General features: G+C 43.7%; 23 protein-coding genes and 1 tRNA gene. 21 read left to right on the forward strand and 3 right to left on the reverse strand.

The window, feature by feature from the left end:
* The first annotated feature begins 48 nt into the window (after positions 1-48).
* The 5 genes from rlmD (at position 49) to eno (ending at position 7,749) form a co-directional block, all read left to right on the forward strand.
* Positions 49-1,368 (forward strand): 23S rRNA (uracil(1939)-C(5))-methyltransferase RlmD, encoded by a 1,320-nt coding sequence (gene rlmD / locus CTT31_RS05615; RefSeq protein WP_211859519.1) that lies wholly within the window; start codon positions 49-51, stop codon positions 1,366-1,368.
* 92 nt (positions 1,369-1,460) lie between these two features.
* Positions 1,461-3,614, forward strand: coding sequence for a GTP diphosphokinase (relA, locus tag CTT31_RS05620; RefSeq protein ID WP_260492168.1), 2,154 nt, complete (start codon positions 1,461-1,463; stop codon positions 3,612-3,614).
* Positions 3,598-4,416: a nucleoside triphosphate pyrophosphohydrolase gene (gene mazG / locus CTT31_RS05625; RefSeq protein WP_260492169.1), complete on the forward strand. Its 819-nt coding sequence runs from the start codon at positions 3,598-3,600 to the stop codon at positions 4,414-4,416. Before relA ends, mazG begins: the two co-directional genes overlap by 17 nt.
* A 163-nt stretch (positions 4,417-4,579) precedes the next feature.
* Positions 4,580-6,214 (forward strand): CTP synthase, encoded by a 1,635-nt coding sequence (locus CTT31_RS05630; protein ID WP_010369341.1) that lies wholly within the window; start codon positions 4,580-4,582, stop codon positions 6,212-6,214.
* A 242-nt stretch (positions 6,215-6,456) separates the two neighbouring features.
* Positions 6,457-7,749 carry a phosphopyruvate hydratase gene (gene eno / locus CTT31_RS05635; RefSeq protein WP_010606280.1) on the forward strand — a complete coding sequence of 431 codons (1,293 nt, stop codon included), beginning with the start codon at positions 6,457-6,459 and terminating at the stop codon, positions 7,747-7,749.
* Positions 7,750-7,806: 57 nt separating this feature from the next.
* Here eno and CTT31_RS05640 read toward each other — a convergent pair whose 3' ends face one another.
* Positions 7,807-7,998, reverse strand: a complete 192-nt coding sequence (locus CTT31_RS05640) for a hypothetical protein (RefSeq protein ID WP_211859521.1) — start codon at positions 7,996-7,998, stop codon at positions 7,807-7,809.
* Positions 7,999-8,099: 101 nt separating this feature from the next.
* Positions 8,100-8,774: a DNA mismatch repair endonuclease MutH gene (mutH, locus tag CTT31_RS05645; protein ID WP_045989510.1), complete on the reverse strand. Its 675-nt coding sequence runs from the start codon at positions 8,772-8,774 to the stop codon at positions 8,100-8,102.
* A 439-nt stretch (positions 8,775-9,213) separates the two neighbouring features.
* Here mutH and rppH point away from each other — a divergent pair, with 439 nt between their 5' ends.
* The 16 genes from rppH (at position 9,214) to CTT31_RS05725 (ending at position 24,233) form a co-directional block, all read left to right on the forward strand.
* Positions 9,214-9,738, forward strand: a complete 525-nt coding sequence (gene rppH / locus CTT31_RS05650; protein WP_010369331.1) for an RNA pyrophosphohydrolase — start codon at positions 9,214-9,216, stop codon at positions 9,736-9,738.
* Positions 9,739-9,753: 15 nt separating this feature from the next.
* Entirely contained in the window at positions 9,754-12,042 is a 2,289-nt protein-coding gene (ptsP, locus tag CTT31_RS05655) for a phosphoenolpyruvate--protein phosphotransferase (RefSeq protein ID WP_017218101.1), read from the forward strand.
* Between the two features lie 47 nt (positions 12,043-12,089).
* Positions 12,090-12,899, forward strand: coding sequence for a sulfite exporter TauE/SafE family protein (locus tag CTT31_RS05660; protein WP_010369329.1), 810 nt, complete (start codon positions 12,090-12,092; stop codon positions 12,897-12,899).
* A 9-nt stretch (positions 12,900-12,908) separates the two neighbouring features.
* Positions 12,909-13,721 (forward strand): prolipoprotein diacylglyceryl transferase, encoded by an 813-nt coding sequence (gene lgt, locus CTT31_RS05665; protein ID WP_260492170.1) that lies wholly within the window; start codon positions 12,909-12,911, stop codon positions 13,719-13,721.
* 13 nt (positions 13,722-13,734) lie between these two features.
* Positions 13,735-14,568, forward strand: coding sequence for a thymidylate synthase (locus CTT31_RS05670; protein WP_039492613.1), 834 nt, complete (start codon positions 13,735-13,737; stop codon positions 14,566-14,568).
* 8 nt (positions 14,569-14,576) lie between these two features.
* The gene (gene galU, locus CTT31_RS05675; protein ID WP_211859524.1) at positions 14,577-15,461 is read left to right on the forward strand and encodes a UTP--glucose-1-phosphate uridylyltransferase GalU; all 885 of its coding nucleotides are present in this window, start codon (positions 14,577-14,579) and stop codon (positions 15,459-15,461) included.
* A 101-nt stretch (positions 15,462-15,562) separates the two neighbouring features.
* On the forward strand, positions 15,563-16,072 hold the full coding sequence (locus tag CTT31_RS05680; RefSeq protein ID WP_211859525.1) for a hypothetical protein: 510 nt from the start codon (positions 15,563-15,565) through the stop codon (positions 16,070-16,072).
* A 99-nt stretch (positions 16,073-16,171) separates the two neighbouring features.
* Complete coding sequence (locus tag CTT31_RS05685; RefSeq protein WP_211859526.1) at positions 16,172-16,753, forward strand: DUF4402 domain-containing protein; 582 nt, start codon at positions 16,172-16,174, stop codon at positions 16,751-16,753.
* A gap of 15 nt (positions 16,754-16,768) precedes the next feature.
* Positions 16,769-17,215, forward strand: coding sequence for a DUF4402 domain-containing protein (locus CTT31_RS05690; protein WP_130164505.1), 447 nt, complete (start codon positions 16,769-16,771; stop codon positions 17,213-17,215).
* A 318-nt stretch (positions 17,216-17,533) separates the two neighbouring features.
* Positions 17,534-18,316, forward strand: coding sequence for a fimbrial biogenesis chaperone (locus CTT31_RS05695; RefSeq protein WP_211859527.1), 783 nt, complete (start codon positions 17,534-17,536; stop codon positions 18,314-18,316).
* A 19-nt stretch (positions 18,317-18,335) separates the two neighbouring features.
* Positions 18,336-21,278, forward strand: a complete 2,943-nt coding sequence (locus tag CTT31_RS05700) for a hypothetical protein (RefSeq protein ID WP_260492171.1) — start codon at positions 18,336-18,338, stop codon at positions 21,276-21,278.
* Positions 21,265-21,870: an SPOR domain-containing protein gene (locus CTT31_RS05705; RefSeq protein ID WP_260492172.1), complete on the forward strand. Its 606-nt coding sequence runs from the start codon at positions 21,265-21,267 to the stop codon at positions 21,868-21,870. The genes CTT31_RS05700 and CTT31_RS05705 overlap by 14 nt, the downstream gene beginning before the upstream one ends.
* A 54-nt stretch (positions 21,871-21,924) precedes the next feature.
* Positions 21,925-22,506 carry a FlgO family outer membrane protein gene (locus CTT31_RS05710; RefSeq protein WP_211859529.1) on the forward strand — a complete coding sequence of 194 codons (582 nt, stop codon included), beginning with the start codon at positions 21,925-21,927 and terminating at the stop codon, positions 22,504-22,506.
* A gap of 14 nt (positions 22,507-22,520) precedes the next feature.
* Positions 22,521-23,174 (forward strand): FlgO family outer membrane protein, encoded by a 654-nt coding sequence (locus tag CTT31_RS05715; RefSeq protein WP_017218092.1) that lies wholly within the window; start codon positions 22,521-22,523, stop codon positions 23,172-23,174.
* A gap of 10 nt (positions 23,175-23,184) precedes the next feature.
* Complete coding sequence (locus tag CTT31_RS05720; protein WP_260492173.1) at positions 23,185-23,826, forward strand: FlgO family outer membrane protein; 642 nt, start codon at positions 23,185-23,187, stop codon at positions 23,824-23,826.
* 332 nt (positions 23,827-24,158) lie between these two features.
* A tRNA-Arg gene (locus CTT31_RS05725) sits at positions 24,159-24,233 on the forward strand.
* Between the two features lie 111 nt (positions 24,234-24,344).
* Here the strand turns inward: CTT31_RS05725 and CTT31_RS05730 are convergent.
* Positions 24,345-25,541 carry a flagellar assembly protein T N-terminal domain-containing protein gene (locus CTT31_RS05730; protein ID WP_211859530.1) on the reverse strand — a complete coding sequence of 399 codons (1,197 nt, stop codon included), beginning with the start codon at positions 25,539-25,541 and terminating at the stop codon, positions 24,345-24,347.
* Between the last annotated feature and the right edge of the window lie 64 nt (positions 25,542-25,605).

Raw genomic sequence — 25,605 nt, forward strand, 5'->3', positions numbered from 1 at the left:
CTAAGATTATCTTTTACCGACGTGATAAGCAAACAAATGAGGAACCCAATGGCACAGATTTTTCGTGCTAAGAAAGCTGCTAAGCCGTCAAAGCAAATAGAATTAACCATAGAGTCAATGGATCATCAGGGGCGAGGTGTTGCTCGCCATGAAGGTAAAGTCTGTTTTGTGGCTGGTGCCTTGACTGGTGAGCGAGTGAGAGCACAGGTTGTACAGGCCAAGTCTAAACTCTTGGAAGCGAAGATGACCAAAGTACTTAATGCCTCTAAAGAGCGTGTTAAGCCGTTTTGCCCGCATTACCAGCAGTGTGGTGGCTGTAGCTTGCAGCATCAAAGTGTTGATGGTCAGCTCAATGAAAAGCAACATGCAGTTGAAAAACTTTTTGCGCGTTTTGCCAACATTAAACACTTACCTTGGCAAGCACCGATCACCTCTATGCAGCTTCATTATCGTCGTGCAGCTCGTTTGGCATGTATTTATGATAAACAAAGCAAAAGCATGAAGTTAGGCTTTAGAGCAAGTCAGTCGAAGCAGATTATCGAAATAGCGCAGTGTGATATATTGGTGTCGCCTTTTGATCGTATTGTTAACACGTTAAGTGCGCTTGCACAGTCGCTAAGTGAGTTTAGGTTGATCAGTCATATTCAGCTTTGTCAGGCCGACAATCATAATTATGTGTTGTGTCGTCATACAAAGCCACTGTCCGCTTTGACTCGCGAAACGTTACAAAACGAGCTGAAAAATTGTCAGGTCCTGTTTGACGATGGCGAGACGCCAGTTGTGTACTCTCAGTTGCCATTCTATCACCTTAATGAATTTGGCTTAACACTTGAGTTTAAATTGAACAACTTTATTCAAGTAAATCAATCTGTAAACGAAGCAATGCTGCGCCAAGCCACAGACTGGCTACAGCTGAGTAACGATGAAAGTGTGCTCGACCTTTTCTGTGGGGTGGGAAATTTCTCTTTGGTGCTCGCAAAACAAGCAAAAAATGTGATTGGCGTAGAAGGTGAAGCGCAATCGGTTGCAATGGCTCAGCAAAATGCGCAAACTAATCAAATCAGTAATGTTCAGTTTCACTGTTTTGATCTAACTCAGTCGATTACAGAAGCTGCTTGGTTCGACGCAAATCTGGATGTGTTGGTACTTGACCCGTCAAGGCCTGGTGCACTTGAGGTTCTACAGCAATTACCGTTGACGCAGTTTACCCGTATTTTATACGTGTCATGTGATCCTGTGACACTGGCGCGCGATGCTTTGGTAATAGCACAGGCAGGCTTTGAATTAGAGAAGCTTGGCTTAATGAATATGTTTGTCCACACGGGACATATCGAAACCATGGCGCTGTTTAAAAAACAGTGTAAATAACCTGAGCTTTGAGGCCGTTATTGCCCGAGCATTAGGCTAGATAATTTACCCGAAAATGAGGCGGGTAAGTAATTTTAAGGAGGTATCAAAACATGGTTGCTACTCGGCAGTCGCATCAAACCACTTTGCCACTAGAGTTTGATGCGCGACTCACTATCTTAAACTTGTCAGAGGATCAAAGGGACTGGCTGCAAAAGGCCTATGAACTTTGTCCCGCGGATGAGTCAACGGAACATCTCAATAATGCCATCGAAATGGTCGAGATCCTTGCAGACTTAAATTTTGATAGCGAATCTTTAGCAACTGCGTTTTTAACTCCTTATTTTGTTGCTGGAAAGTTGTCCCTTGAGCAAGTAGAGGAAGCGCTTGGCAAAAATATCTCTCTGCTTTTAAGAGGGGTGGAGAATATGGACACCATCAGCACTTTAGCACACCAAAGCTCGGGTAAGGTACAAGTCGACAACATCCGCCGTATGTTACTCGCTATGGTGGAAGATGTGCGTGCCGTGGTGATTAAGCTTGCTGAGCAAATCTGCCATTTACGTGCGGTTAAGAAAGCATCGGAAGAAGAAAGAGTTGTTGCTGCAAAAGCCGCAGCCAATATTTTTGCGCCACTTGCGAACCGTTTGGGGATTGGCCAATTAAAATGGGAACTTGAAGATCTCTCTTTCCGTTATTTGCATCCGGATACGTATAAGTCTATTGCCAAGAAGCTTTCTGATAAACGCCTAGACCGCGAAGCTTATATGGAAAATATGGTTAATTCGGTGGCACAAAAACTTGCGGATGCAGGCATTAAAGCGCAGGTCTACGGTCGCCCTAAGCATATTTACAGCATTTATAAAAAAATGGCGCAGAAAAGCTATGAATTCGAACAGTTGTTCGACATTCGCGCGATGCGTGTGGTGGTAGATGAAATTCAAGATTGCTACGCCGCTTTGGGTATTGTGCACACCAGCTGGCGGCATTTAAACAAAGAGTTTGACGACTATATTGCTACGCCTAAGCAAAACGGCTATCAGTCTATCCACACCGTGGTATTTGGTCCTGAGGGCAAAACGGTAGAAATCCAAATCCGTACTGAGGCCATGCATCGAGATGCAGAACTTGGGGTGGCGGCACATTGGATGTACAAAGAAGGTGCATTGCCGGGCAGAAACTCAGGATACGAGCAAAAAATTAGCTGGCTACGCAAACTGTTGCAGTGGCAAGAAGAAGTGGTAGATGGCAGTGAAATAGCAGATGAGCTGAAGAATCAGGTTGTCGAAGACCGTGTTTATGTATTCACGCCCAAGGGCGATATCTTTGATTTGCCGCTAGGCTCGACGCCACTCGACTTCGCATACTACATTCATTCCAATGTTGGACATCGCTGCATTGGTGCAAAAGTGTTTGGTAAAATAGTGCCTTTCACTTACACATTGCGCACAGGCGATCAGGTAGAAATTCTTACCCAGAAAAATGCTTCACCAAGTCGAGATTGGTTAAACCCGTCGCTGGGATATATTCATTCTTCAAGAGCGCGTAGTAAGATCCATCACTGGTTTAAGCAGCAAGATAGAGACAAAAATCTTCAAGCGGGTAAGGAAATTTTAGATGGTCATCTGCAAAAACTAGATATTACCTATAAAGATTTAGAACCTGCGATTGACCGCTTTAACTTTAAAGAGCTCGACGATTTAATGGTGGCGATTGGTGCCGGTGATATTCGTATCAACCAATTTCTGAACTACGTTCAAGATAAACCTGAGGATACACCTAAGTTAAAAATCTCCTCGCCAAAACACACTAAAGGCGACAAAAACGCCGTGGTCGTTGATGGGGTTGGCAGCTTGATGAGTCATATGGCGAAATGCTGTGAGCCGGTACCGGGCGATGAAATTGTGGGTTACATCACGCAAGGGCGAGGTATTGCTGTGCATCGCTCTGATTGTGAGTCGTTTGCTCATATTACGGATGTACATCCAGAGCGTGAGATTGCGGTCAGTTGGTCAGATGATGTTAAAGCGTCGTATGCCATTACATTAAAAATTGAAGCGCACGACCGCCAAGGGCTGATCCGAGACATTAGCTCTGTGCTTGCCAATGAAAAAGTCAACGTGCTCAATATGAACGTACAAACACAAGACGATAAAAACGTAGCAGTATTTATGATGAAGGTAGAGGTGGATGACCTTTCTGCTATGCATCGCCTGCTGACTAAATTGATGCAAATCGAAGGTGTTTTTGATGCCAAACGACTCTAAGCCTTCTACAGCAACGGGGATAGAGCAGCTGCTAGAGATTATGTTGCAGCTGCGCGACCCAAGCACTGGATGCGACTGGGATAAAAAGCAAACCTTTAAAACCATTGTCCCTCACACGTTAGAAGAAGCACATGAAGTTGCCGATGCTATCGAGCAAGGCGACTTTGCTCACTTAAAAGAAGAGTTGGGGGACTTGCTGTTCCAAGTGATTTTTTATGCTCAGCTTGGAAAAGAGCAGGGGCTGTTTGATTTTGCTGACATAGTGCAAACCCTCAATGACAAATTAGTGAGACGTCACCCTCATGTATTTCAAAATCAGGAAAGCTTAAGCGAAGCAGAGCTTGAACAGCAATGGCACGCCATTAAACAGCAAGAAAAACAGGCACAAAAACAAGGGGCGTTCGCGGCAGATATTCCAAGCAGCTTGCCTGCATTATCAAAAGCCTACAAAATTCAAAAGCAAGCAGCCAAACTTGGATTTGACTGGCCAAGTTACCACGGCGCGTGGGATAAAGTACAAGAGGAAGTCGCAGAGGTGAGCGAGGCGCTGCAAGTTGATCCACTCTCTGAACATACGGCGGAAGAGGTGGGCGACTTGTTGTTTGCAACTGTAAATGTGAGCCGACATATAAAACGAGATCCGGAGCAGCTGCTACGTCAAGCCAACGAGAAATTTAGAAATCGCTTTGTGCAAGTCGAAGCCGTTTTGAATGAGTCCTCACTATCACTTAAAGATGCGAGCTTGGAGGAGATGGATGATGCTTGGGAGACAGTGAAACGTCGTCAGCGCAGTAAAAACTGAGACTGATTTTACGGTTTGTTCGTTACTTAAAACGACCTCCTGATAAAATATATTACCGCGCTAAGTCATTTTTAGCTGGAATGACTTAGGTGCTTTTGCTATACTATCGCCCCGTCTTGATTCTTATTTAAATTCCAATTTTCCTGAAATTTCTAGGGTTCGCATGAGTACAAAATTTATCTTCGTAACGGGCGGAGTAGTATCCTCCTTGGGTAAAGGTATTGCAGCTGCTTCTTTAGCCGCTATTTTAGAAGCACGTGGCTTGAAAGTAACGATTCTAAAGCTGGATCCTTACATCAATGTTGACCCTGGGACCATGAGCCCTATCCAACACGGTGAAGTATTCGTAACCGAAGACGGCGCGGAAACCGACCTTGATCTTGGTCACTACGAGCGTTTTATTCGCACTAAAATGACCAAGCGTAACAACTTTACACAGGGCCGTGTATTTGAAGACGTGTTGCGCAAAGAGCGTAGAGGTGAGTACTTAGGTGCCACTATTCAGGTTATTCCTCACATCACAAACGACATCAAGCGTCGCGTGCTTGAAGGCGCGGAAGGCCATGATGTTGCTATCGTAGAGATCGGTGGTACGGTTGGTGATATCGAGTCACAACCTTTCCTAGAAGCAATTCGTCAGCTAGGCACAGAGCTTGGTCGTGAGAGCGCTTTGTTTATGCATTTGACGCTAGTGCCTTTCTTAGGCCCTGCGGGTGAAGTGAAAACTAAGCCAACTCAGCACTCTGTGAAAGAGCTTCGTTCAATCGGTATTCAACCTGATATTTTGATATGTCGTTCAGATCGTAAACTACCAGCGAACGAGCGCGCGAAGATTGCACTATTCACTAACGTTGAAGAAAAAGCAGTTATCTCGCTACAAGACGTAGACAGTATTTATAAGATCCCTGCGTTATTGAAGTCGCAAGAGCTTGATAACATCATTTGTCGTCGTTTCTACCTTGAACGTCCAGAAGCGGACTTATCTGAGTGGGAACAGGTACTTTATCAAGAGTCAAATCCTACTGGTGAAGTGACAATTGGTATGGTTGGTAAATACATCGAATTACCGGACGCATATAAATCAGTTAACGAAGCATTGAAGCATGCTGGCTTGAAAAACCGTTTAACGGTGAATATTGAGTATGTTGACTCTCAAGATATCGAGAGCAAAGGCACTGAGTTACTTGAACACCTTGATGCTATCTTAGTACCAGGTGGCTTTGGTAACCGTGGCGTTGAAGGTAAGATTTTAGCTGCAAAATATGCACGTGAAAACAAAGTACCATACCTAGGCATTTGTTTAGGGATGCAAGTTGCGTTAATCGAGTATGCGCGTAACGTTGCAGGTCTGACTGGTGCTAACTCAACTGAATTTGATCTTGAAAGCCCACACCCAGTAGTTGGTCTGATCACTGAGTGGTTAGATGCAGACGGTAAGATTGAAGTACGTGACCACGACTCTGATCTTGGTGGCACTATGCGTCTTGGCGCGCAGCTTTGCCACTTAAAAGAGGGCTCTAAGGTGCGTGAAGTATACGGTAATGCCGAAATCGTTGAGCGTCACCGTCACCGCTACGAAGTAAACAACAACTATGTTGCTGAGCTTGAAAAAGCGGGTCTGCAATTTACTGGTCTGTCAGAAGACAAGAAACTAGTTGAGATTATCGAGAATAAAGATCACCCTTGGTTTATCGCGGCTCAGTTCCACCCTGAGTTCACGTCAACGCCTCGTGATGGTCACCCGTTATTTGAAGGCTTTGTTGCGGCGGCATACAGCCACCAAAAAGCATCTTCGTAATAAGAAAAAGCCGTGCTCTTGCACGGCTTTTTTGTTGCAGAAGGTTTTGCAATAGGCGCTAAGAGTAGTGTTTATCGCCAAACTTTTTCTTATCTGCCGGCGCGTCAATGTGATACGTGTAAATTCTTCACTTTGCGAAGCAACAGAGATAAGGCAAACTTTAAAGCGGGTTTATTGACCCTGAATTCGCCTGCGACAGAAGCAGTGCAACACACACCACTTTGGGAATAAGAGGAATCAAGATGTCAAAAATCGTTAGAGTGATTGGCCGTGAAGTTATGGACTCACGCGGTAACCCAACAGTAGAAGCGGACGTACACCTAGAGTCAGGTGCATGGGGCCGTGCATGTGCGCCATCAGGTGCATCTACGGGTACCCGTGAAGCACTAGAGCTACGTGATGGTGATAAGTCTCGTTACTTAGGTAAAGGTGTATTAACAGCGGTAAACTACGTAAATAACGAAATCGCGGCAGCACTTGAAGGTCAAAACGCGCTAGAGCAACGTGCAATCGACCAAATCATGTTGGACTTAGACGGCACTGAAAACAAAGAAAAACTAGGTGCGAATGCCATCCTTGCGGTATCTCTAGCAACAGCAAAAGCAGCTGCACAAGACAAAGGCGTGGCGCTATACGAGCATATCGCAGACATCAACGGTACAGCAGGTCAGTACTCAATGCCAGTTCCGATGATGAACATTATCAATGGTGGTGAGCACGCGGATAACAACGTTGATATTCAAGAGTTTATGGTTCAGCCTGTTGGCGCAAAGAGCTTCCGTGAAGCACTACGTATGGGTGCTGAAATCTTCCATAGCCTGAAAAATGTACTTAAGTCCCGTGGCCTAAATACGGCGGTTGGTGATGAAGGTGGTTTTGCTCCAGACCTTAAATCAAATGAAGAAGCGCTAGAAGTGATTGTTGAAGCGGTTGCAGCAGCTGGCTACGAAATGAACAAAGACGTAACACTAGCACTTGACTGTGCAGCGTCTGAGTTTTATGTCGATGGCAAGTATGACCTAAAGGGGGAAGGTAAAACATTCGACTCGGAAGGTTTTGCAGGCTTCTTGGCCGATCTTGCAGCACGTTACCCAATTGTATCAATCGAAGATGGTCTAGACGAAAGTGACTGGGCTGGCTGGAAAGTCCTAACAGATAAAATTGGCGATAAAGTTCAGCTAGTGGGTGATGATCTTTTTGTTACTAACACTAAGATCTTAAAGCGTGGTATTGAAGAAAGCATTGGTAACTCAATCTTGATTAAATTCAACCAGATTGGTTCACTGTCTGAAACGCTTGATGCCATCAAAATGGCGCAAGATGCTGGCTTTACTGCCGTTATTTCACACCGCTCTGGTGAGACCGAAGACGCTACCATTGCTGATTTAGCAGTGGCGACAGCTGCAGGTCAAATTAAGACAGGTTCACTTTGCCGTTCGGATCGTGTAGCTAAGTACAACCAATTGCTACGTATTGAAGAAGCGCTAGGTGAAAAAGCAGTATACAAAGGCCGTAGTGAAATCAAAGGTCAGTAATTAGCATTACTTGATGTATTGTAAAAACGCCAGTTTAGCTACTGGCGTTTTTTATTGCTAGCGGTCATCACCCCAAATCTCACAATTTGCTTGGCCATTTCTAAATGTCCAACAGACTCGAAGTGAATTACAAGCATCATCCATCGTTGCAGGACCATTACCTCCAGCAACAGCCGGCGTCATCTTAGTAGCAAGTGTTTTGTTCACACTAAGTTCTTTAATCGATTTTTTGTTGAACTTTAATTTCATTGTCGTCTCCTTCTATAAAAAATATAAATGTTAACCAAATCTATACAAGATGTTGGTTGTTTTACATTTGTACTTTTTGTACAAAAAGTCAACAGGTGTTTTTAAGCACCAAACTCTTGCGCTAATATCGATTGAGTGAAATTGATTTTCAAATAAAAACCTCTTGGCAAAGTTTGCACTATTTTACCGTTCGGCCCTATGGCGTCGGTGAGCGCTTTGGCATTTGCCGCCTTTGGCCTTATCTGCATGACTTCTCCAAGATGCCCTGAGATTTGGTCTACGTGACCCGTAGCGATTAACTCGATTTGCTCTTCCCAGTCTCTTCGTAACAACTGTTCTTGATGCGCGTCTGGCCGCCATAAGAAGCCGTGTCCAATAACCCTATCTATTAAAGGAATTTCTCGTTCGGCTAATATGGGTAGCCAAAGAACGTGAGCTAATTTCTTTTTAACACTCGACGCTTCCCACGTTAATCCTGTTAACTGAGTCAGCGGCACGACAGAAACATAGGTGGTTTCTAGCGGTTTGCCTTGATAGCTTATTGGTAAAGTCTTGAGTTCAACGCCAATATGCTCAAAATCAGGCACAGGCTTTGAGCCCGCGGTAGCACCTAAGGCTGCTTCTATGAGTTGTCCTACCCAGCCTTTTTCTTTGAGCAAGTCTTGTGGTGTTTTAAACGAGAGCTGCTGAGCGAGTTCACCCAATGTTAAGCCGGCTATGTTTTCAACACGTTGCATAAGTTCGCCCACAGAGCGTGGTGGTGTAACTGGTGGCAAGCGATACTCCTGAGTCTATCCCCTAAAAACACGATTATAAAAGAAATCATGTGGTGAAGTAAGTTGGTTATTTTACGCTCAACTTAAGTGCGGCTTGTTATTTCAACATATGGTTAAAGTAATAACTTTATTATCTATATGATAAATATGAAGTTATTTTTATTTTGCTACAGTCAGAGTGGCTTGAAAATCTTATGGCTTTGGATAAATACAAGACTATAAACATAATTATCCACAGAATATGTGGAAAACCTAGGGTTTGAAGTGTGTAATTGTGGATTTGTTCGTAATTTGAACTGAAAAATACTTAGTTATGCACAAGTTGTGGGTAAGTTGAGAGTATGCTGAGATAATTTAGGTATAGAATGGAATTAAATTTGCCGTGACGCGGGAGTTGTGGAACAATCATTAAAAATCGACTTATAAATGAGGCACTAAGGTGATTGATGCCGAAGGGTTTCGTGCCAATGTCGGAATAGTGATTTGTAATAATCAGGGGCAGGTTTTTTGGGCCCGTCGTTACGGACAACACTCTTGGCAATTTCCTCAAGGCGGAATAGATCAAGGGGAAACACCTGAGCAAACGATGTATCGTGAACTTCATGAAGAAGTTGGACTTAGGCCAGAAGATGTTGAAATAGTAGCAAGTTCTAAACATTGGTTACGTTACAAACTACCAAAAAGGTTAATTAGACGAGATTCAAGCCCAGTTTGTATCGGGCAAAAGCAGAAATGGTTTTTATTGAAACTTAGGTGTAAAGATGAAGACGTAGACTTATTACGTACGCATCACCCTGAGTTTGATGATTGGCGCTGGGTCAGCTATTGGTATCCAGTACGTCAAGTTGTATCGTTTAAGCGTGATGTCTATCGTCGAGTGATGAAGGAATTCGCTCCGTTTGCGATGCCATTTGGTAAACGTGAACAGCAAGGGCAGAAGGATTTCTGGCGCACAAAACGATAAAAATAGGAGCAGCAGGTGTTAGCAACGTTAAGATCGATTGCTGAGTCAGTGGCACAGCAAAGTGACCTACAAAGCGCGTTAAATTGCTTTGTTACTATGGTCAAAGATGCCATGCACACTGAATGCTGCTCAGTTTATTTTGCCGATTACAGTCAAGATAACTTTATCCTGATGGCAACGGATGGCTTAAACCCTGAAGCAATCGGAAAATTCCGAATGGGATTTACCGAAGGCCTAGTCGGTCTTGTTGCCCAGCGTGAAGAGCCAATTAACGTTGCCCACGCCCAATCACACCCAAGATTCAAATTGTCACCTGAGGTCAATGAAGAAGGCTACAATGCTTTCTTATCAGTGCCCGTTGTACATCAGCGTAAAGTACTTGGGGTTATTGTGGTGCAGCAAAAGATTGCTCGTGTATTTAGCCATGATGAAGAGTCCTTTCTTATTACGCTTTCAGCGCAATTGGCTTCACAGCTTGCCAACACCGAAATTCAAACTTTACTTCAACAAGATGCAAGCAGTCACAGAACTTCAGTGTTAAAAGGGGTATCGAGTGCACCAGGTATTGCCTTAGGTGATGGTTATGTGGTGTTACCCCATATTGATTTTGCGAGTATTGAACCGCAGCATAGTGACAATATTCAGCAGCAAATTCAGCTGTTTCATCAAGCGGTGGCCGCGACTCGGCAAGAGTTTCATATTTTAGCCAAAACTCTGAGTGATGATATTCCAAAAGAAGCGGTAGCTGTGTTTGAGGTTTACCAACAGCTTTTGGATGCCAAGAGTTTAGGTAAACAAGTTGAGTCTGAGATACAACAAGGCTGGAACGCAAAAACCGCGCTAAAGCTTGTTATCGAAAAGCTTGTGGCTCAGTTTGATATGATGAGTGACCCTTATATCAAAGAGCGTGCGATTGATGTTAATGATATTGGCCTGCGCGTGCTCCAACATTTAGTCTCGACTGAGCAAGCTGTTAAACACTATCCAGATAATACGATTCTAATCGCCCATACCTTGACCCCGACTATGTTAGCGCAAGTACCAAAAGAAAAGCTCAAAGGGGTAGTCAGTGTGCATGGCTCGGCCAACTCTCATGCTTCCATTCTGACTCGCGCGATGGGCGTCCCCGCTATTTGGGGCATAGAAGACATTCCATTATTACAGTTTGATGGTAAGTCCATGATCATGGATGCGTATTCTGGGCGGCTTTATATTTCGCCTTCGCAAATGTTGGTCAATGAGTACGTTGAAATCAAACGTAAAGACAACATTCTGCATGATAAGTTTGAAGCGGAACATGATTTGCCGCCTATTACACTCGATGGTGAGCGTATAAATTTACTCTTAAATGCTGGGCTTGATCTATCGACCGAGACATTAAGCGCCAGTTATTGCGATGGCGTTGGTCTTTATCGTACTGAGTCTTGGTTTATGCAAAAAGGCCAATTCCCAACACAATCGGAGCAAGAAGTCTGGTATCGCGAGGTGCTATCACGTTATCACCCTGAGCCCGTAGTGATGCGGACTTTAGATATCGGTGGCGACAAAATTCTAGATTACTTTGATATCAAAGAAGAAAACCCTTTTTTAGGGTGGCGGGGCATTCGTGTATCGTTGGATCATCCCGAGCTTTTTTTGGATCAAATCAAAGCCATGATCAAAGCAAACGCGGGTCTTGGCAACTTACAGATCATGTTGCCTATGGTGGGCCATAGTGAGGAAATAGATGAAGCGATGGCACTCATTGAGCAGGCTTGTTTTGAGCTGCAAGACGAATGGGCTGATCCTTTTTATACCATCGACCGGCCAGAAATCGGCGTAATGCTTGAAGTACCGTCTAGCGTGTATTTGTTACCTGAGTGGTCGAAAAAAATCGATTTTTGCTCTGTGGGTAGTAATGATTTGACGCAGTATTTATTAGCCGTTGATAGAACCAACGCACAAGTGGCGGATCTTTTTGACCCTTATCATCCCAGTGTATTGCGAGTGTTAAACCAGATTGCACAGCAGTGTGAACTACACGAGCTGCCTTTTAGCCTATGTGGAGAGTTAGGTGGTGAGCCTGAGGGAGCGATCTTGCTTATTGCAATGGGGTATCGCCGTTTGAGTATGAATATTTCATCACTGAACAAAGTGAAATGGGTGCTACGCAGACTGAGAGTAACGGATATGGAAGCTTTACTTGAAAATTGTTTAGCACAACCCTCATCTAAGCAAGTGCGCCGCATTATTAAAGAATTTATGATTGAGCATCATTTTGCAGAATTACTCTATACCAGCCACCAAGCAAAGGGTGCTTCTTAAAGCTATTTACGCTACCATTACGGCGCTATAAGAATAAGAGCTTGTTGATGGAAACTATTATACTCATCGTTGTACTTTGCGCTTTGCTCGGCTGTGCAGTTGGCTTTTTGGCAGGTCTGCTTGGTATCGGCGGCGGGCTGCTGATAGTCCCTATTTTATCTGTCATCTTGACCAAATTTAATGTTATACCCACAGATCAAGTGGTGTTAGTTGCAATCGCGACGTCTCTCGCCTCCATTATTTTCACTTCGACATCTTCAGCCAAAGCGCATCATAAAAATGACAATGTTCCATGGCACATTGCTCCATGGGTGATGTTAGGTGTGGCAGTCGGCGCGTTGGGCAGTGGTTTTGCCGCAGTGATGTTGCCTGAAAAACTGGTCAGAATTATTTTTGTGGTTAGTGTTGTGGGCATTGCATTGAAAATGGCGTGGAGTTCCAGAAGACCGCCACAATCAACCAGAGTTATACCGCAAGGACCGATACTTGCGATGCTAACCTCGGTAACGGGGGCGCTGTCTGCAATGATTGGTATCGGCGGGGGAGCATTAATCGTCCCACTACTGACATTTTTCTCTGTTGATATGAAAAAAGCGATAGGATGTGCGTCTGCCAGTGGTATTGTTATCGCTATCTTTGGCTCCTTTGGCTATATCGCCTCTGGCAGCCAACATGTGGATATTGAACATGGATTTTTAGGTTTTGTCTATTTACCGGCTTTGTTTGGTATAGTGGCAACTTCATGGTTTATGGCGCCTATTGGTGCTAAAGCTACGCACCACTTACCAGTCACAACGATTAAGAAAGTGTTTGCGGCGTTACTCATTGTTATCGCTGGCAATATGTTAATGAATTAAGGAAAGGCTATGGCTTTGCAGTTTCCACAGATAGACCCTGTGATTTTTTCCATCGGACCGTTAAGTGTTCGTTGGTATGGATTAATGTATTTGATCGGCTTTATGTTCGCCATGTGGTGGGCAGGGAAAGAAGCAAAAAAACCAAACTCTGGTTGGAATAAAGACCAAGTTGGCGACCTAGTTTTTTACTGTATGCTCGGTGTGATCTTGGGCGGACGAATTGGTTACGTGCTGTTTTATCAATTCTCTCATTTTATTGAAAACCCGCTTTATTTGTTTAGGGTGGACCAAGGCGGTATGTCTTTCCATGGTGGTGCATTGGGCGTTATCACGGCGATTATCGTGTATGCGCTTAAAAACAAACGTTCGATTTTATCGGTAGGTGACTTTGTCGTTCCTATGGTGCCTGTTGGGCTTTGTGCTGGTCGTATCGGTAACTTCATTAATGGCGAATTATGGGGTCGCGTAACGGATGTTCCTTGGGCATTTATTTTCCCAACGGGCGGACCACAGCCGCGCCACCCATCACAACTTTATGAAGCGTTTTTTGAAGGGTTGGTATTGTTTGTGATGCTGGTATGGTTTAGGAAGAAACCGCGCCCAGCGGGCAGTGTAGCAGGTCTATTTTTAGCCGGTTACGGTGTCTTCCGCTTCTCAATCGAGTATTTCCGTGAACCAGATGCACATATTGGCTTATATGGTGGCTTTATTTCTCAAGGTCAGATCTTATCTCTCCCTATGGTGATTGCAGGCGCTATCCTTATGGTGTGGGCATATAAGCGAGAAGGTAGCAACCCATCTACCGGGCAAGTTAAAAGTTAAAGAGTAGCGAACAATGAAGCAATATTTAGAACTGATGCGCCACGTGCGTGATAATGGCACAAAAAAAGAAGACCGTACGGGCACTGGCACAGTGAGTGTTTTTGGATACCAGATGCGCTTCAACTTGCAAGAAGGCTTCCCACTTGTAACGACGAAAAAGTGTCATCTACGCTCGATTATCCACGAGCTACTTTGGTTCTTGCAAGGCGATACTAACATCAAATACCTAAAGGAAAATGGCGTTAGCATTTGGGATGGCTGGGCAACGGATGAAGGGGACTTAGGGCCAGTTTATGGCAGCCAGTGGCGCTCTTGGACGGGGCCAAATGGTGAAGTGATAGATCAAATCAAAGACGTTGTAGAGCAAATCAAAACCAACCCAGACTCTCGTCGCCTGATTGTGAGTGCTTGGAACCCTGCGCTTTTACCTGATACTAACTATTCACCGAAAGAAAATGCAGCGATGGGCAAACAGGCGTTGCCACCTTGCCACACGTTATTCCAATTTTATGTACTAGATGGCAAGCTTTCTTGCCAGCTTTATCAGCGCAGTGCGGATATTTTCTTAGGTGTGCCCTTTAATATCGCAAGCTATGCGCTGTTAACGATGATGATTGCACAAGTTTGTGACTTAGAAGTGGGTGATTTTGTACATACTTTCGGCGATGCCCATTTATATCTAAACCACATGGAACAAGTTGAAACGCAGCTAAGCCGAGCGCCGTTTGCGAAGCCACAAATGCAGATCAACCCTCAAGTAAAAGACATATTTGGTTTTAAGTTTGAAGACTTTGAGTTGGTGAACTACGAATGTCATCCGCATATAAAGGCACCGGTCGCGATTTAGGAGCATTTATGAAAGCCGTTATTCCAGTGGCGGGTCTTGGCACTCGCATGTTACCCGCGACGAAGGCCATTCCAAAAGAAATGCTGCCAATTGTCGATAAGCCTTTGATCCAGTATGTAGTAGATGAAGCTGCGGCGGCTGGCGTCAAAGAAATTGTACTGGTAACCCATTCAAGTAAAAACTCAATTGAAAACCACTTCGATAAGAGCTTTGAGCTGGAAGCGACACTGGAAAAACGGGTGAAGCGTCAATTGTTAGAGGAAGTACAATCTATATGCCCCAAAGGCGTTACGCTGATCCATGTGCGTCAAGGTGAGGCTCGTGGCCTTGGTCATGCCATCAATTGCGCTGCCCCTGTGATTGGCGATGAGCCCTTTGTGGTTATGCTGCCTGACGTATTAGTCGATGACGCTGCATGCGATCTAACAAAAGATAATCTTGCTGATATGATCGCGCGTTTTAAAGCGTCAGGTAATAGCCAAGTGATGGTAGAAGCGGTAGCGCCTGAGCTCGTTTCTCAGTTTGGTATTGTGGACTTGGGAGGAGCGGCACTCGCGCAAGGAGAGTCAGGCGCGATGCAGTCTATTGTCGAAAAGCCTGAACTGCAAAGTGCACCTTCAAACTTAGCCGTTGTTGGTCGTTACGTGTTAAATAAATCTATTTGGCCACTTTTGGCAAAAACACCGCTAGGTGCTGGTGGTGAAATTCAATTGACCGATGCGATTGCCATGTTGATGGAGCAAGAGCAAGTCGATGCATATTCGTTACGTGGAAAAAGCCATGATTGTGGAAGTAAAATCGGCTATTTAAAAGCCATCGTTGAGCATGCGATGAGAAGAGACGAGTATTCAACTGAGCTTGCTTCTCTTATCGATTTAATTGCTAAAAGGTAATTACATAAAGTTAAATGTACCGATATTTGCGGTAAAAGCATTTGGTTATTTACCGCGATTTATGTACCATAGCTGAAAATGGATTTTTGTTATAACTTATTGTGGATATTCGGTTTTTTAAATTCTTACTCCTCGGCTCTTTAATCACCTTAGGTGGCTGTAGTCATTCATCTAAAGAGCCTTCGCTGTTAAGTGCGCAGCAGCTCAAAAGTATTGAGCGATTGAGCTCGTTAGAGCAGGATCTCACAAACTTGCTGACTTTGTTAGAGTCTCAAGCTAGCGTCGATAATATCCAAGCAACATCGAATATTGACGTAGAGGTTAAGCGTTATTCCGCGAGTAAACAAAAGGCGAATCAAACGACTGGAATTCAACTCAAGTTGTTTCCCCTATCTATCAATTCCATGCCTCAAGTTGAGCAGCATCAAGCGCTATTAGCGGCAGTAAAGCGAAAGTTTCCTAGTATATTTTCTGAGGCAGAATTGCAAATTCAAGCGTTTGAAATGCGAAATTGGGCAACAGTTTCTGGATTAAGATCAACTCAAGAAGCAAAAATCTACTGTAGACTATTTTCTATCCAAAGCTTTGATTGTAGAAGATTAATGCTTTAATTTTTACTAAAGTTTTCCCATTTGGGAACGATAAACAATAAGTCACCAAAAAAACGGCATTGCGGTGATGATAAAAATGACCTCTAAAGGAATTTAAAGATGAAAACACTGATTAAATCTGCGCTTATTGCAAGCTCTATTTCCGCTGCTTTACTTACTTCTTCAGCAATTGCTAAGGATACTGCTCGTCTTGAAGTAAAAGTAGAAGTTAAAAACTTATTTTCAGCTGAAGCCGGTGATCCGCTTGATTTCGGTATCATTCGAGTGCAGGGTGATGCAGCTGATGTCGCCACGATGAAGATTGAGGCGGATCCAACACTGACCGATCCTGAAATTAAGAATACTGGTGACGCAGTAATAAACCTTATTAGTACAGGTGGAGCTGGCTCTATCAATATCACCGATGCTGCGCCAAACACTGAGTTAACGATTACGGTTCCGGCCGCAACTACGGTTGATAGCGTAGGTAATGCCTCTTTTGATTTAAAGGATTTTGAGTTTTATGTAGTAAGCGGTGCGCAGCCTAACAGTGAAGTGACAAACAACAAGTTTAGGGTTGATGCAAATGGTGCCGCAACGCTTTCAGTTGGTGCGACGTTAAGTACGAAAGTACTTTCTGGAACAGATACGTATGGCGGTGGTGTATACACCAGTAAAGTTGATATCGAAATCGCTTACTAAAACATGTGGCGTTACATGGTACTGGCATTGCTTTTTGCCAGTCACTTGGCCAAAGCTCAAGATATATCGGTCGTTAAGAAATTGAGCTTTGGCACGATTGCGATTATTGACCAAAATAGCGCAGGCACAGTGACGATAGAACCTAATGTTAGGCCACAAACCTCAAGCAATATTCTATTCGTAGAGTTTGGTCATGCGGCAGAAATCCTCTTGACCGATTTTCCTCATAATCGCCAAATTAGCGTCCAATCTACCGTTTACAACGACTGGTTTGGCTATTGGAATCTTGGTGCATCCGATGCCTTCCAATTGACTGAGCTGTATCACGAGAAGGCTATTTACACCGATAGTGTTGGGTCTGGTGAGTTTAAGGTCGGTGGTCAATTGCGCTTTGCTGGCAACGGTAAATCGCTATCGGATGGGGTGCAAACCTTGAACGTTGAAATAACTTTGTCTTACTAGGGTCTGTTGACCTTTGCTGTTTGATTTTTGTTCCCCTGAGTGGGTTTTGGTCGCGGCGCTCGATTTGCCGCCTAGTAATCTAAGCAAAAGTTGAGCAACAATGAACAAAGCGCACTCAGGGGAACCCAAAGGGCAGCGCTTGATTGGCATTTCTTCTGTGTTGCCCCACAAGGATGTGGGGTAAGGTGACTTTGCAGGAGCACAAAGTCTTTATCGCCTGACTCACATAGAATAACTATGCTACGCAGGCTCTGCCTTGTATAAATGGCAATCAAACTGCTGCAAAAACAAACTTGAAAGATAAACAGGCCCTAAATTATGAATAAATTAATATTAACGCTGCTTTTGTTTTGTTGCTGTAAAGTAAGCGCCAATCTGATGATCACCCCAACACGGGTTGCTTTCGAAGAGCGTCAGAGAATTGAGAGGGTTACAATCATTAATAATGGTGAGGTGACCAAATCTTATCGACTTGAATTTCAAGAGAAGCTAGCACTTAAAGAAGGTGGTTATGCCAACTTTGCCGAGCAAAAAATAAACCCTATGGCTGCAAGCCATTTCATCCGTATTTCACCTAGGCAAGTAACACTGGGGCCTGGTGAGCGTCAGGTAATAAAGCTGGCTGTACGCAGAAGGGCGAATATGGAACAAGGAGAGTATCGCTCACATTTGCTCTTTAGGGAGCTGCCAAATAATAAAGGCAAGCTGCAAGAAGGTATCAATATTGACGTGCTGATGAGTTATAGCATTCCGGTGATGCTACGAGTTGGTGATGCGAACCCGCAAGTACAGCTTGAGGATGTCATTGTAAGCAACGCAAAAAATGGTCGTCAGGCAATTACGGTACTACTTAATCGAACTGGGAAATATAGTAGCTTTGGCGAATTATCCGCTTATTGGCAGGGGAAAAATGACGTTAAACCAGTGCGGATCGGAGTATTAAATAAGTTTGCCGTATATCCAGAGCTTAATCAAAGGAGTGTAGAATTCTTGATAGACCCTGCAATTAAGCTCGGGCCATCAGGCAAGGTCTTAATCAAGTATGTGGGTGATGATGAGTACACTGACCGCACCTTTGTAGATGATTCGGTATCTTTGTAGTTTAGGGTAAGCGAACGTAATGAGAGCCCACGTTATTTGGCGCGCGTTACTAATAGGCATGCTATGCTATCAACCTGCTATGGCATCGCAGGTTGATACTTTGCAACAGCTATTAGAACGGGTTGAACGAGTGAAAGCAAAACTTGCGATACAGCAAAGTGAGCGGGTGGTCTCTCGGGTTGATGTTGGTGCGGAACTGTTTTTATCCGCCTATAAAGGAAATTTATATTTAGGTGAAGTGATCGCGGTGACGTCGGAACAAGGCGTCAATGTGGAACTCTTGAGCTTGTTTTCAGCTTTGGGGTTTGTGGTATCAGAAGATGTATCAGGAACTTTTGATGGCTGGTTCTTCACTCCTGAAAACACCTTTAGTCTTCATGCCAAAGCGCATTTAGTTGAGAGCAAAGGCCAGCGAACGCAATTGAGTGATAAGGACGTTCAAGTTATCAATGGTGAGGTATTTCTCGCCGATTATATCGTTGCGACCTTATTCGATGTGAGCCTGTTTACCGATATACAGGATTTATCTCTTACGGTTAAAAGTAGGCAAATTCTGCCAATAGAAGCACAGCAACAGCGATTAGGAAGAGAGGTTGTCAGTTTTGACCGCAATGCTAGCGCAACATTACCGTGGCGACCAAGTCCTTATCAAAGCATCGGTAAACCAGTGCTGGATGCTCAGATAAATACGCAGCTGACTGAAGACATTAGTCAGACGTCTTATTCCCTTATTGGTTCGCAAGACATCGCCTATTGGCAAGCTCAGTATTTTATTGCTGGTAGAGAGGGGGATGTGATTAATCGCTCACGATTATCTCTCAACCGTGCTTCTAAAAAGGCCGATGTTTTACCGTTTGGGAATTTTACCAAGGTATCGCTCGGTGATGTCCAGAGTGTTCAAGTTGGAGTCGATGCGCTAAATGAAGAAGGGCGAGGAGTGAGCTTCAGTAACGCGCCGCTAGATAGGCGTACGAACCGTCAGCGCATTGTCATCTCAGGTCCTGTTCAGGTAGGGTGGGACGTAGAGCTTTATCGAAATGGATTGCTAATAGGGCAAGAAAATAATGTCCAATCTGGGCGCTATGAGTTTGAAAATATTGATTTACTATTTGGCGAAAATACCTTTGAACTGGTGATGTATGGAGGCCAAGGTCAAGTATCAAAAGAAGTGCAGACCTATTATGTTGAACAGAGCACTGTAAACGAAGGTGAAGGCTTTTTTGCCGTATCAATTACTGAGACGGGCAAAAGTATACTGGGCGACAAGACTGCGGTATCAGAAGCATCAAGCTGGCAAGTAAATGGTCGATTTGACTACGGTCTTACTAAAAACTTTGCGGTGTATGCAGGTTTGCAGCATCGTCAAGGTGTAAAAAATAGCGCCTCAGAACAATACTTTTCTACAGGGTTTAACACTAATATTAATAAACGACTATTACTGGATGTTGACTATAGTAAGAGCGAAACGAACCAACGTCTCTCTGCAAATACTCGAACCCGTCTATTTGGCCAGCAGGTAGGTGCTAAATTTGAGCTAAAGGAAGATATAGAACGGGATGAAAATGCGACCGAGATAAAATTAACGGCGGCGGGAGATTGGTCTCTTTTTGATGCCGCTAAAATTTACTATCGTGCTGAATACTTTCAGCTTAATAGAGCTAATATAGACACCACCGAGCAAGCGTCGCTACTGTTTAGTACGGGTAATTATTGGGGCACTTTCAGTAACCAATTTGTGTGGCAAGAGCAGACAAATCAAGCCAGCGATATGAGTGGCTACTTGCGCTGGCAGCGAAGGATTTTTGGGATATATAGTCGCTTTACTACTTGGTATGACATAAAACCTTCTAATGAAATTACAGCCGCTGAGCTAGAGTTGAGCAAAGAGCTAAGTCCTGAGCTTGATTTTGGCATTACCTTATACAAAGACTTGGCTGCAGATTACTATAAAACCGAACTTGGATTGAGCTGGAACCATGATAAGTTTAGGTTGTTAACAGACTTGCAATACGATAACGATGATAACTGGCAACTAGGCCTTTCTGGACAAGTAAGTATTGGAGCAGGCGAAACCGTAGATCAGGTTTTTTTAACTGGCAAACGCTTGTCGCAGTTTGGCTCTTTGATGGTTCGTGCTTTTATCGACCAAAATAATAACGGCTATCTTGACGACGGGGAGTTACCGCTGAAGGGGGTAACTATAAAAGCATTACAAAACTTTGCACAAGGTAAAACTGACGACGACGGTGTCGCTCTATTACCCGCAATGGTTAATTACAAACGAACAGATATTATTGTTGACAAAGAAACGATCCCAGAACCCTTTTTAATTCCCGCTAACGATGGCTTTTCATTCACTCCAAGACCCGGTCATATTGAATATGTTGAAATACCATTTGTAAACTCGTCGGAAGTTGAAGGTATTGTTGAAATCAATGAGGGTACTGAGCGCCGACCTGCAGGATTCACTACCGTGAGTTTACTTGATGAAACGGGTAACGAAGTCGCGCGCACTCAGACGGCATATGACGGCTACTATGTATTTACTGGTTTGAAGCCTGGGACTTACCGTACAGCGATAAGTGATGCGAAAAGGCTCGCGGTAGCCAGTACTCAACAGATAGAAGTGGAGTTAAGTGCAGAGGGAGACTTACTGCTTGATGTAAATCACGAACTACAACGACAGCGCGCAACCACGCAAGAGTTTGCTGTAGCTGGACGCTTCAAGACATTAACGATATTAAAAGTGTATGCGGCGATTTTGGCTAAGCGTTATCCCGCGTTATTAAGTGGTGGTTTTGGGTATGCGCAAAAAGAAGGCGACGCCACTTATTTACTCATATTAAGAGATGACGCCACACAAAATGCGGCAAATATTTGCCAAAATCTACTTCCCTTCAAAGTTTCTTGCACAGTGGAAGTCTTAACTATTTATGAAAGAGAAAACAATGCAATCAATTAAGTGGCACCTTCTTATGCTCAGTTTCGTTGCGTTAAGTGGTTGCCAAGCAACTGCGAGCAAGAGTCAACTTGACTCATTACAAATGAAGAAGCAAATATCTTTATTGGAACAGCAGGTAAGCACCTTACAACAAGAAGTAGAGCAGCTCAGAGCGCTAAAACAGCAGGTTGCTAGGTTTGAAGAAGTGCAGGAAGATTTAGATGTTATTGCGATGCAGCTATCAAATTCGCTTGCAAAGCAAAAGGATGCTGAGCTTTTAGCAGAGCAACCCGAGCAAGTGATAGAGCAAAAAACAAAGCCCACCGAGAAACCAGAACAGCCTGTAGAGATAGCTGAATTTGCAATTCAATTGGCCTCTACAACGGAATATACCAAGCTTAGGCAAACCTACGAGCAACTCAAGGATAAGTTACCGCAAGACTTTGCAACAAGCGAAGTGAATATCGAGCAAATAGATATTCAAAATACGAAATATTATCGGCTCAAATTAGGTGCATTTGCAGATAAGGCCTCTGCATACAAAGGTTGCCAGCAGCTTAAGCGTGCAGGTTTAAGCTGCTTGGTTAGCCATTACACCAGTCATCGACTTTAAAACTTGGTGCGTATTTTGCATTTTATCCAATAAGTTTATCGTGGGCTTGGTGAAATGAAATATCTAGCACTCATAGTGATTATGTTGTTGGCGGGGTGTACAAACAGCCAACAGGTTGGCAAAAGAGAAGTGACCCAGCAGCAAGAAATCTTACCTGACTTAGATGGGTTTGGCGCTCAGTTAGCCGCGGAACTCGGGCAGTATGTACGGCCGTTCAAGCCGAATTCAACGCTTGCTGTGACGAGCTTTTTTAAAGCAAATCAGCTGGATGATACCGTTGCTGGGCAAGGTTCTGGCTTGAGCGTGGCCTTGCAAGAATCCCTCATGACCCATTTAAGTCAAATGGGGGCAGATGTCGTAGAATATCGACTCAGAAACGCTTTATCTTTACAAAGTTCTGCCGATAGTATGTTAAGTCGAGAATTGAATGTGCTGAATCAGCGCCAGAAAATTGACCTCGTGGTGGTCGGGACAATCGTAGAAAGTCGAGATACCTATTTGGTCAATGCGCGGCTGGTTGATACGTTACATAATCGAGCCGTTTCAGCCGCATCAATCAGTATTCCTAAAGCTGTGATGTGGGGTACGGAGCGTGTCTCAAATCGTGACGGTCAGATTATACGAAGCCAATATTAGTGGAGATGAAAGTAATGAAAAAAGTATTAAGTTTGGTTTTGCCGCTTTCATTGATGGTTGGCTGTGCTCAGAGTAACTTTTTTGCGGTGGATAATGCTCAGGCTGAGCCCGTGCGTAATGGCTTTGAAAAATCTTCGATGTATCAAAGTAATCCAAACGGTATGAAGCAATTTTCTGTTTCTCAGCAAATGGCTGGTAAAAATGTCACTCACTATGTCCAGTCTATTATGCAAGACATGGTTGCAAACTTGAAACACGTGAATGAGAAAACGCCGGTAGCAGTGACAAGCTTTGTATTTTTAGATAAAGAATTTGATAAAGGTTCCTTGCTGGGTAATCAGTTGGCTGAAAGCTTTATCCATGAGCTTCATGCATTTGGGATCCCTGTTGTGGACTTTAAAACAACAGACTATATCCGGGTGACACCTGAAGGCGATTTTATTTTCAGCCGTGACTTTTTAGAGCTATCTGACGACCATCCTTTTTTGTACGTGCTAGGTGGTACTTTGGTGAATCATCAGGGTGGAGTTATGGTTAATGCCAGAGTGGTTGGGCTTAGAAGTAAAAGTGTCGTGGGTTCTGCTCAAGGCTTTTTACCGCAAAACGTAGTTAACGCCCTACAAGATGGTGCGGCATACGATGGCATTCGTATAGAGCGTGCGAACTAATTCGGAGGCGATGATGAAAAATGTAGTGCTATTCGCGACGACACTCGCATTACTCGGTGGCTGCGAAATGACAAAACAGACGGCTTCCGAATCTACAGAAACGCAGCAATCCGATATGGAAATATTATATGCCATGATGGAAGAGCAAGAGCGTAATGAAGATTCACAAGCTGTGGTATCGCAAGATATTGGCTTCATTAGCTATCGTCATCGGAAAGAAATTGCTAACTACGCCAATCAAATTGCGTTGGAACTGTCAGATACTGTGTTAGGGCAAAAGCCTGAGTCGATAGCGGTAGCCAGTTTTGTCAACTTTAATGAATCATTAAGGGATACAAACCAGCTAGGAAACCAATTGGCTGAGTCTTTAATGCATCAAATGCAAAAGCTGGGTTATCAAGCATTAGACTTTAAAGCATTGGGGAAAATTGAAGTGACATCCAGTGGTGATTTGACTTTTTCGCGTAACACAAGCCGCTTGAAAAACACGCAATCGCCCAGTCATTTGCTCACAGGCACTATGGTTTATCGTCCACGAGGCGTGGAGGTAAATGCAAGATTGTTAGAGTTTAACACTAACTTAGTGATCGCAAGCACGGTGGTGACCATCCCGTATTTTATCCTTGATGATCAGGCGACCGCTTCAAGGTAGTACTTCAAATAGCGTTTTTTAAAAGAAATACCATTTAGGTTTTATTAAACGAAGAACTATCCTACTTCTTATTCACACCTCAAGCGAAGTAACTGATAGCGCAGTAGTGGGTCTTAACTGCTGCGTATTCACCTACTGAACCAGCTCATTTATTACCGCGAATAAATTGACTATTAATCTTTAAAAGTTCATTAAGATCAGTATACTAAAGCGAAGTCACTGAGATGCAGTACAACAGAGAATCAACAATTCTCGACTTTCATTGGTATTAAGTTCCGCAGATCCCGCTAGTGAAGGTCAAAAAAGGCGATTGTTATCTGACTTTAGAGATTGTCCCCATAGTTTAATGGATAAAACAAGGCCCTCCTAAGGCTTAGATGTAGGTTCGATTCCTACTGGGGACGCCATTGGTATTCACTTCTGCGTGGAATGACCAAAGTAAATGGGTGATGGAAGCATGATGCAGAGGGTGTAAAGTCATCGAAAATCTTGCCTTTTGCTACAGGAAGGCTCAGCACTTACAATTCAAACTCATTTTCATTTTCTATTTGAATTTCAACCAAATCGTTAATTTGCACATTGTGAAGTGGGCGGTTGCTGATATTTACCGCAATGGCGTTTTGCGCATTCACTTGGATCACTTGCAGTTTATTGATGGTTTTAATTTGATGCATAAACACTTTACCATCGACATTAGTCAGCGGATTGCTATGCGCTACGTTAAGGATCTGGCCATTCTCTAAGCCATGCATACGGCCCAAATTAATAACGACTTGTTCATCATCGATATGTAGGATTTTGCCATTGGTTGGTAAGCAGGCGACCGCTGCGTTTAAATCAGTTGCGATTTGTGTCAGCGTGGCTTGGATCTCATCAGCATAATCTGTCTGCCAAAAGCGCTCACTGTACACATCAATTAATTTGGTTTTCTTAAACGGCCACACGCCTTGAGTGGCATATTGTTTTTGCCATACCCTTTCATGAGAAAGTGCATCAAACAGCGCAAAGTCTACCTTGAAGCTTCTTAAGTATTTATCGCTTTGCCAAAATGCGAGGTCACTATTAAGCTTATCGACACTAGCAACATCAGTAATTTGACTCAGTAGTACAAATTGGCTGTTGGTATTTGCTGTAATGGTCTCGATTAGCTGTTCATTATAATCAAAACGCTGACTGAAAAAACGGCTAACATCTATGGTCTGTGCAAAATAGGGAACGGGTTCTAAGCTCGACTTTTGTTCGGTCATTGTTTGATATAGGCGCTCGCTCACGGCTTTATTTATGTCAAAAATTTGACCTAAAGTTGCTTGATGTTTATTTTTTAGCTGGCTTTGTGTGACTGCAACCTGTTTATTGTAAGCACTCGTTGGGCACTGAGCACTCTGTGGGGTAATATCGATATGCAATGTTACTTGCCATGAGTCACCGACTTTTGCTTCAGCAATCACGTTGGCGCTCTGGATTTCAGCATTTGAGCGGATCTTAAGTTGATCTTGGGTGAGCACACCATCGGTGACGGTTTGTACACTACTCACCGAAGCGCCAGAAAACAGCAATGCTTGTGTGATGGCGTCATTTACGGCCTTTCTTTTTGCTTTTTGATGATCGCCATTTTTAACGTCAGCCATGCCGGTAACTTCAAACCATTCAGCATAAGCGGGATTAGTTAAGGTGATACACAACAATGATAGACTGGTCGCGAATTGCTTTTTCATGTTTAAATGCCCAGATCAAAAACTACCCTTTAACTCAGCAATACCTGTGCCAAATTTTGGCAAG

Origin of the sequence: Pseudoalteromonas maricaloris (assembly GCF_024746855.1) — a bacterium.
GTDB lineage: Bacteria > Pseudomonadota > Gammaproteobacteria > Enterobacterales > Alteromonadaceae > Pseudoalteromonas > Pseudoalteromonas maricaloris.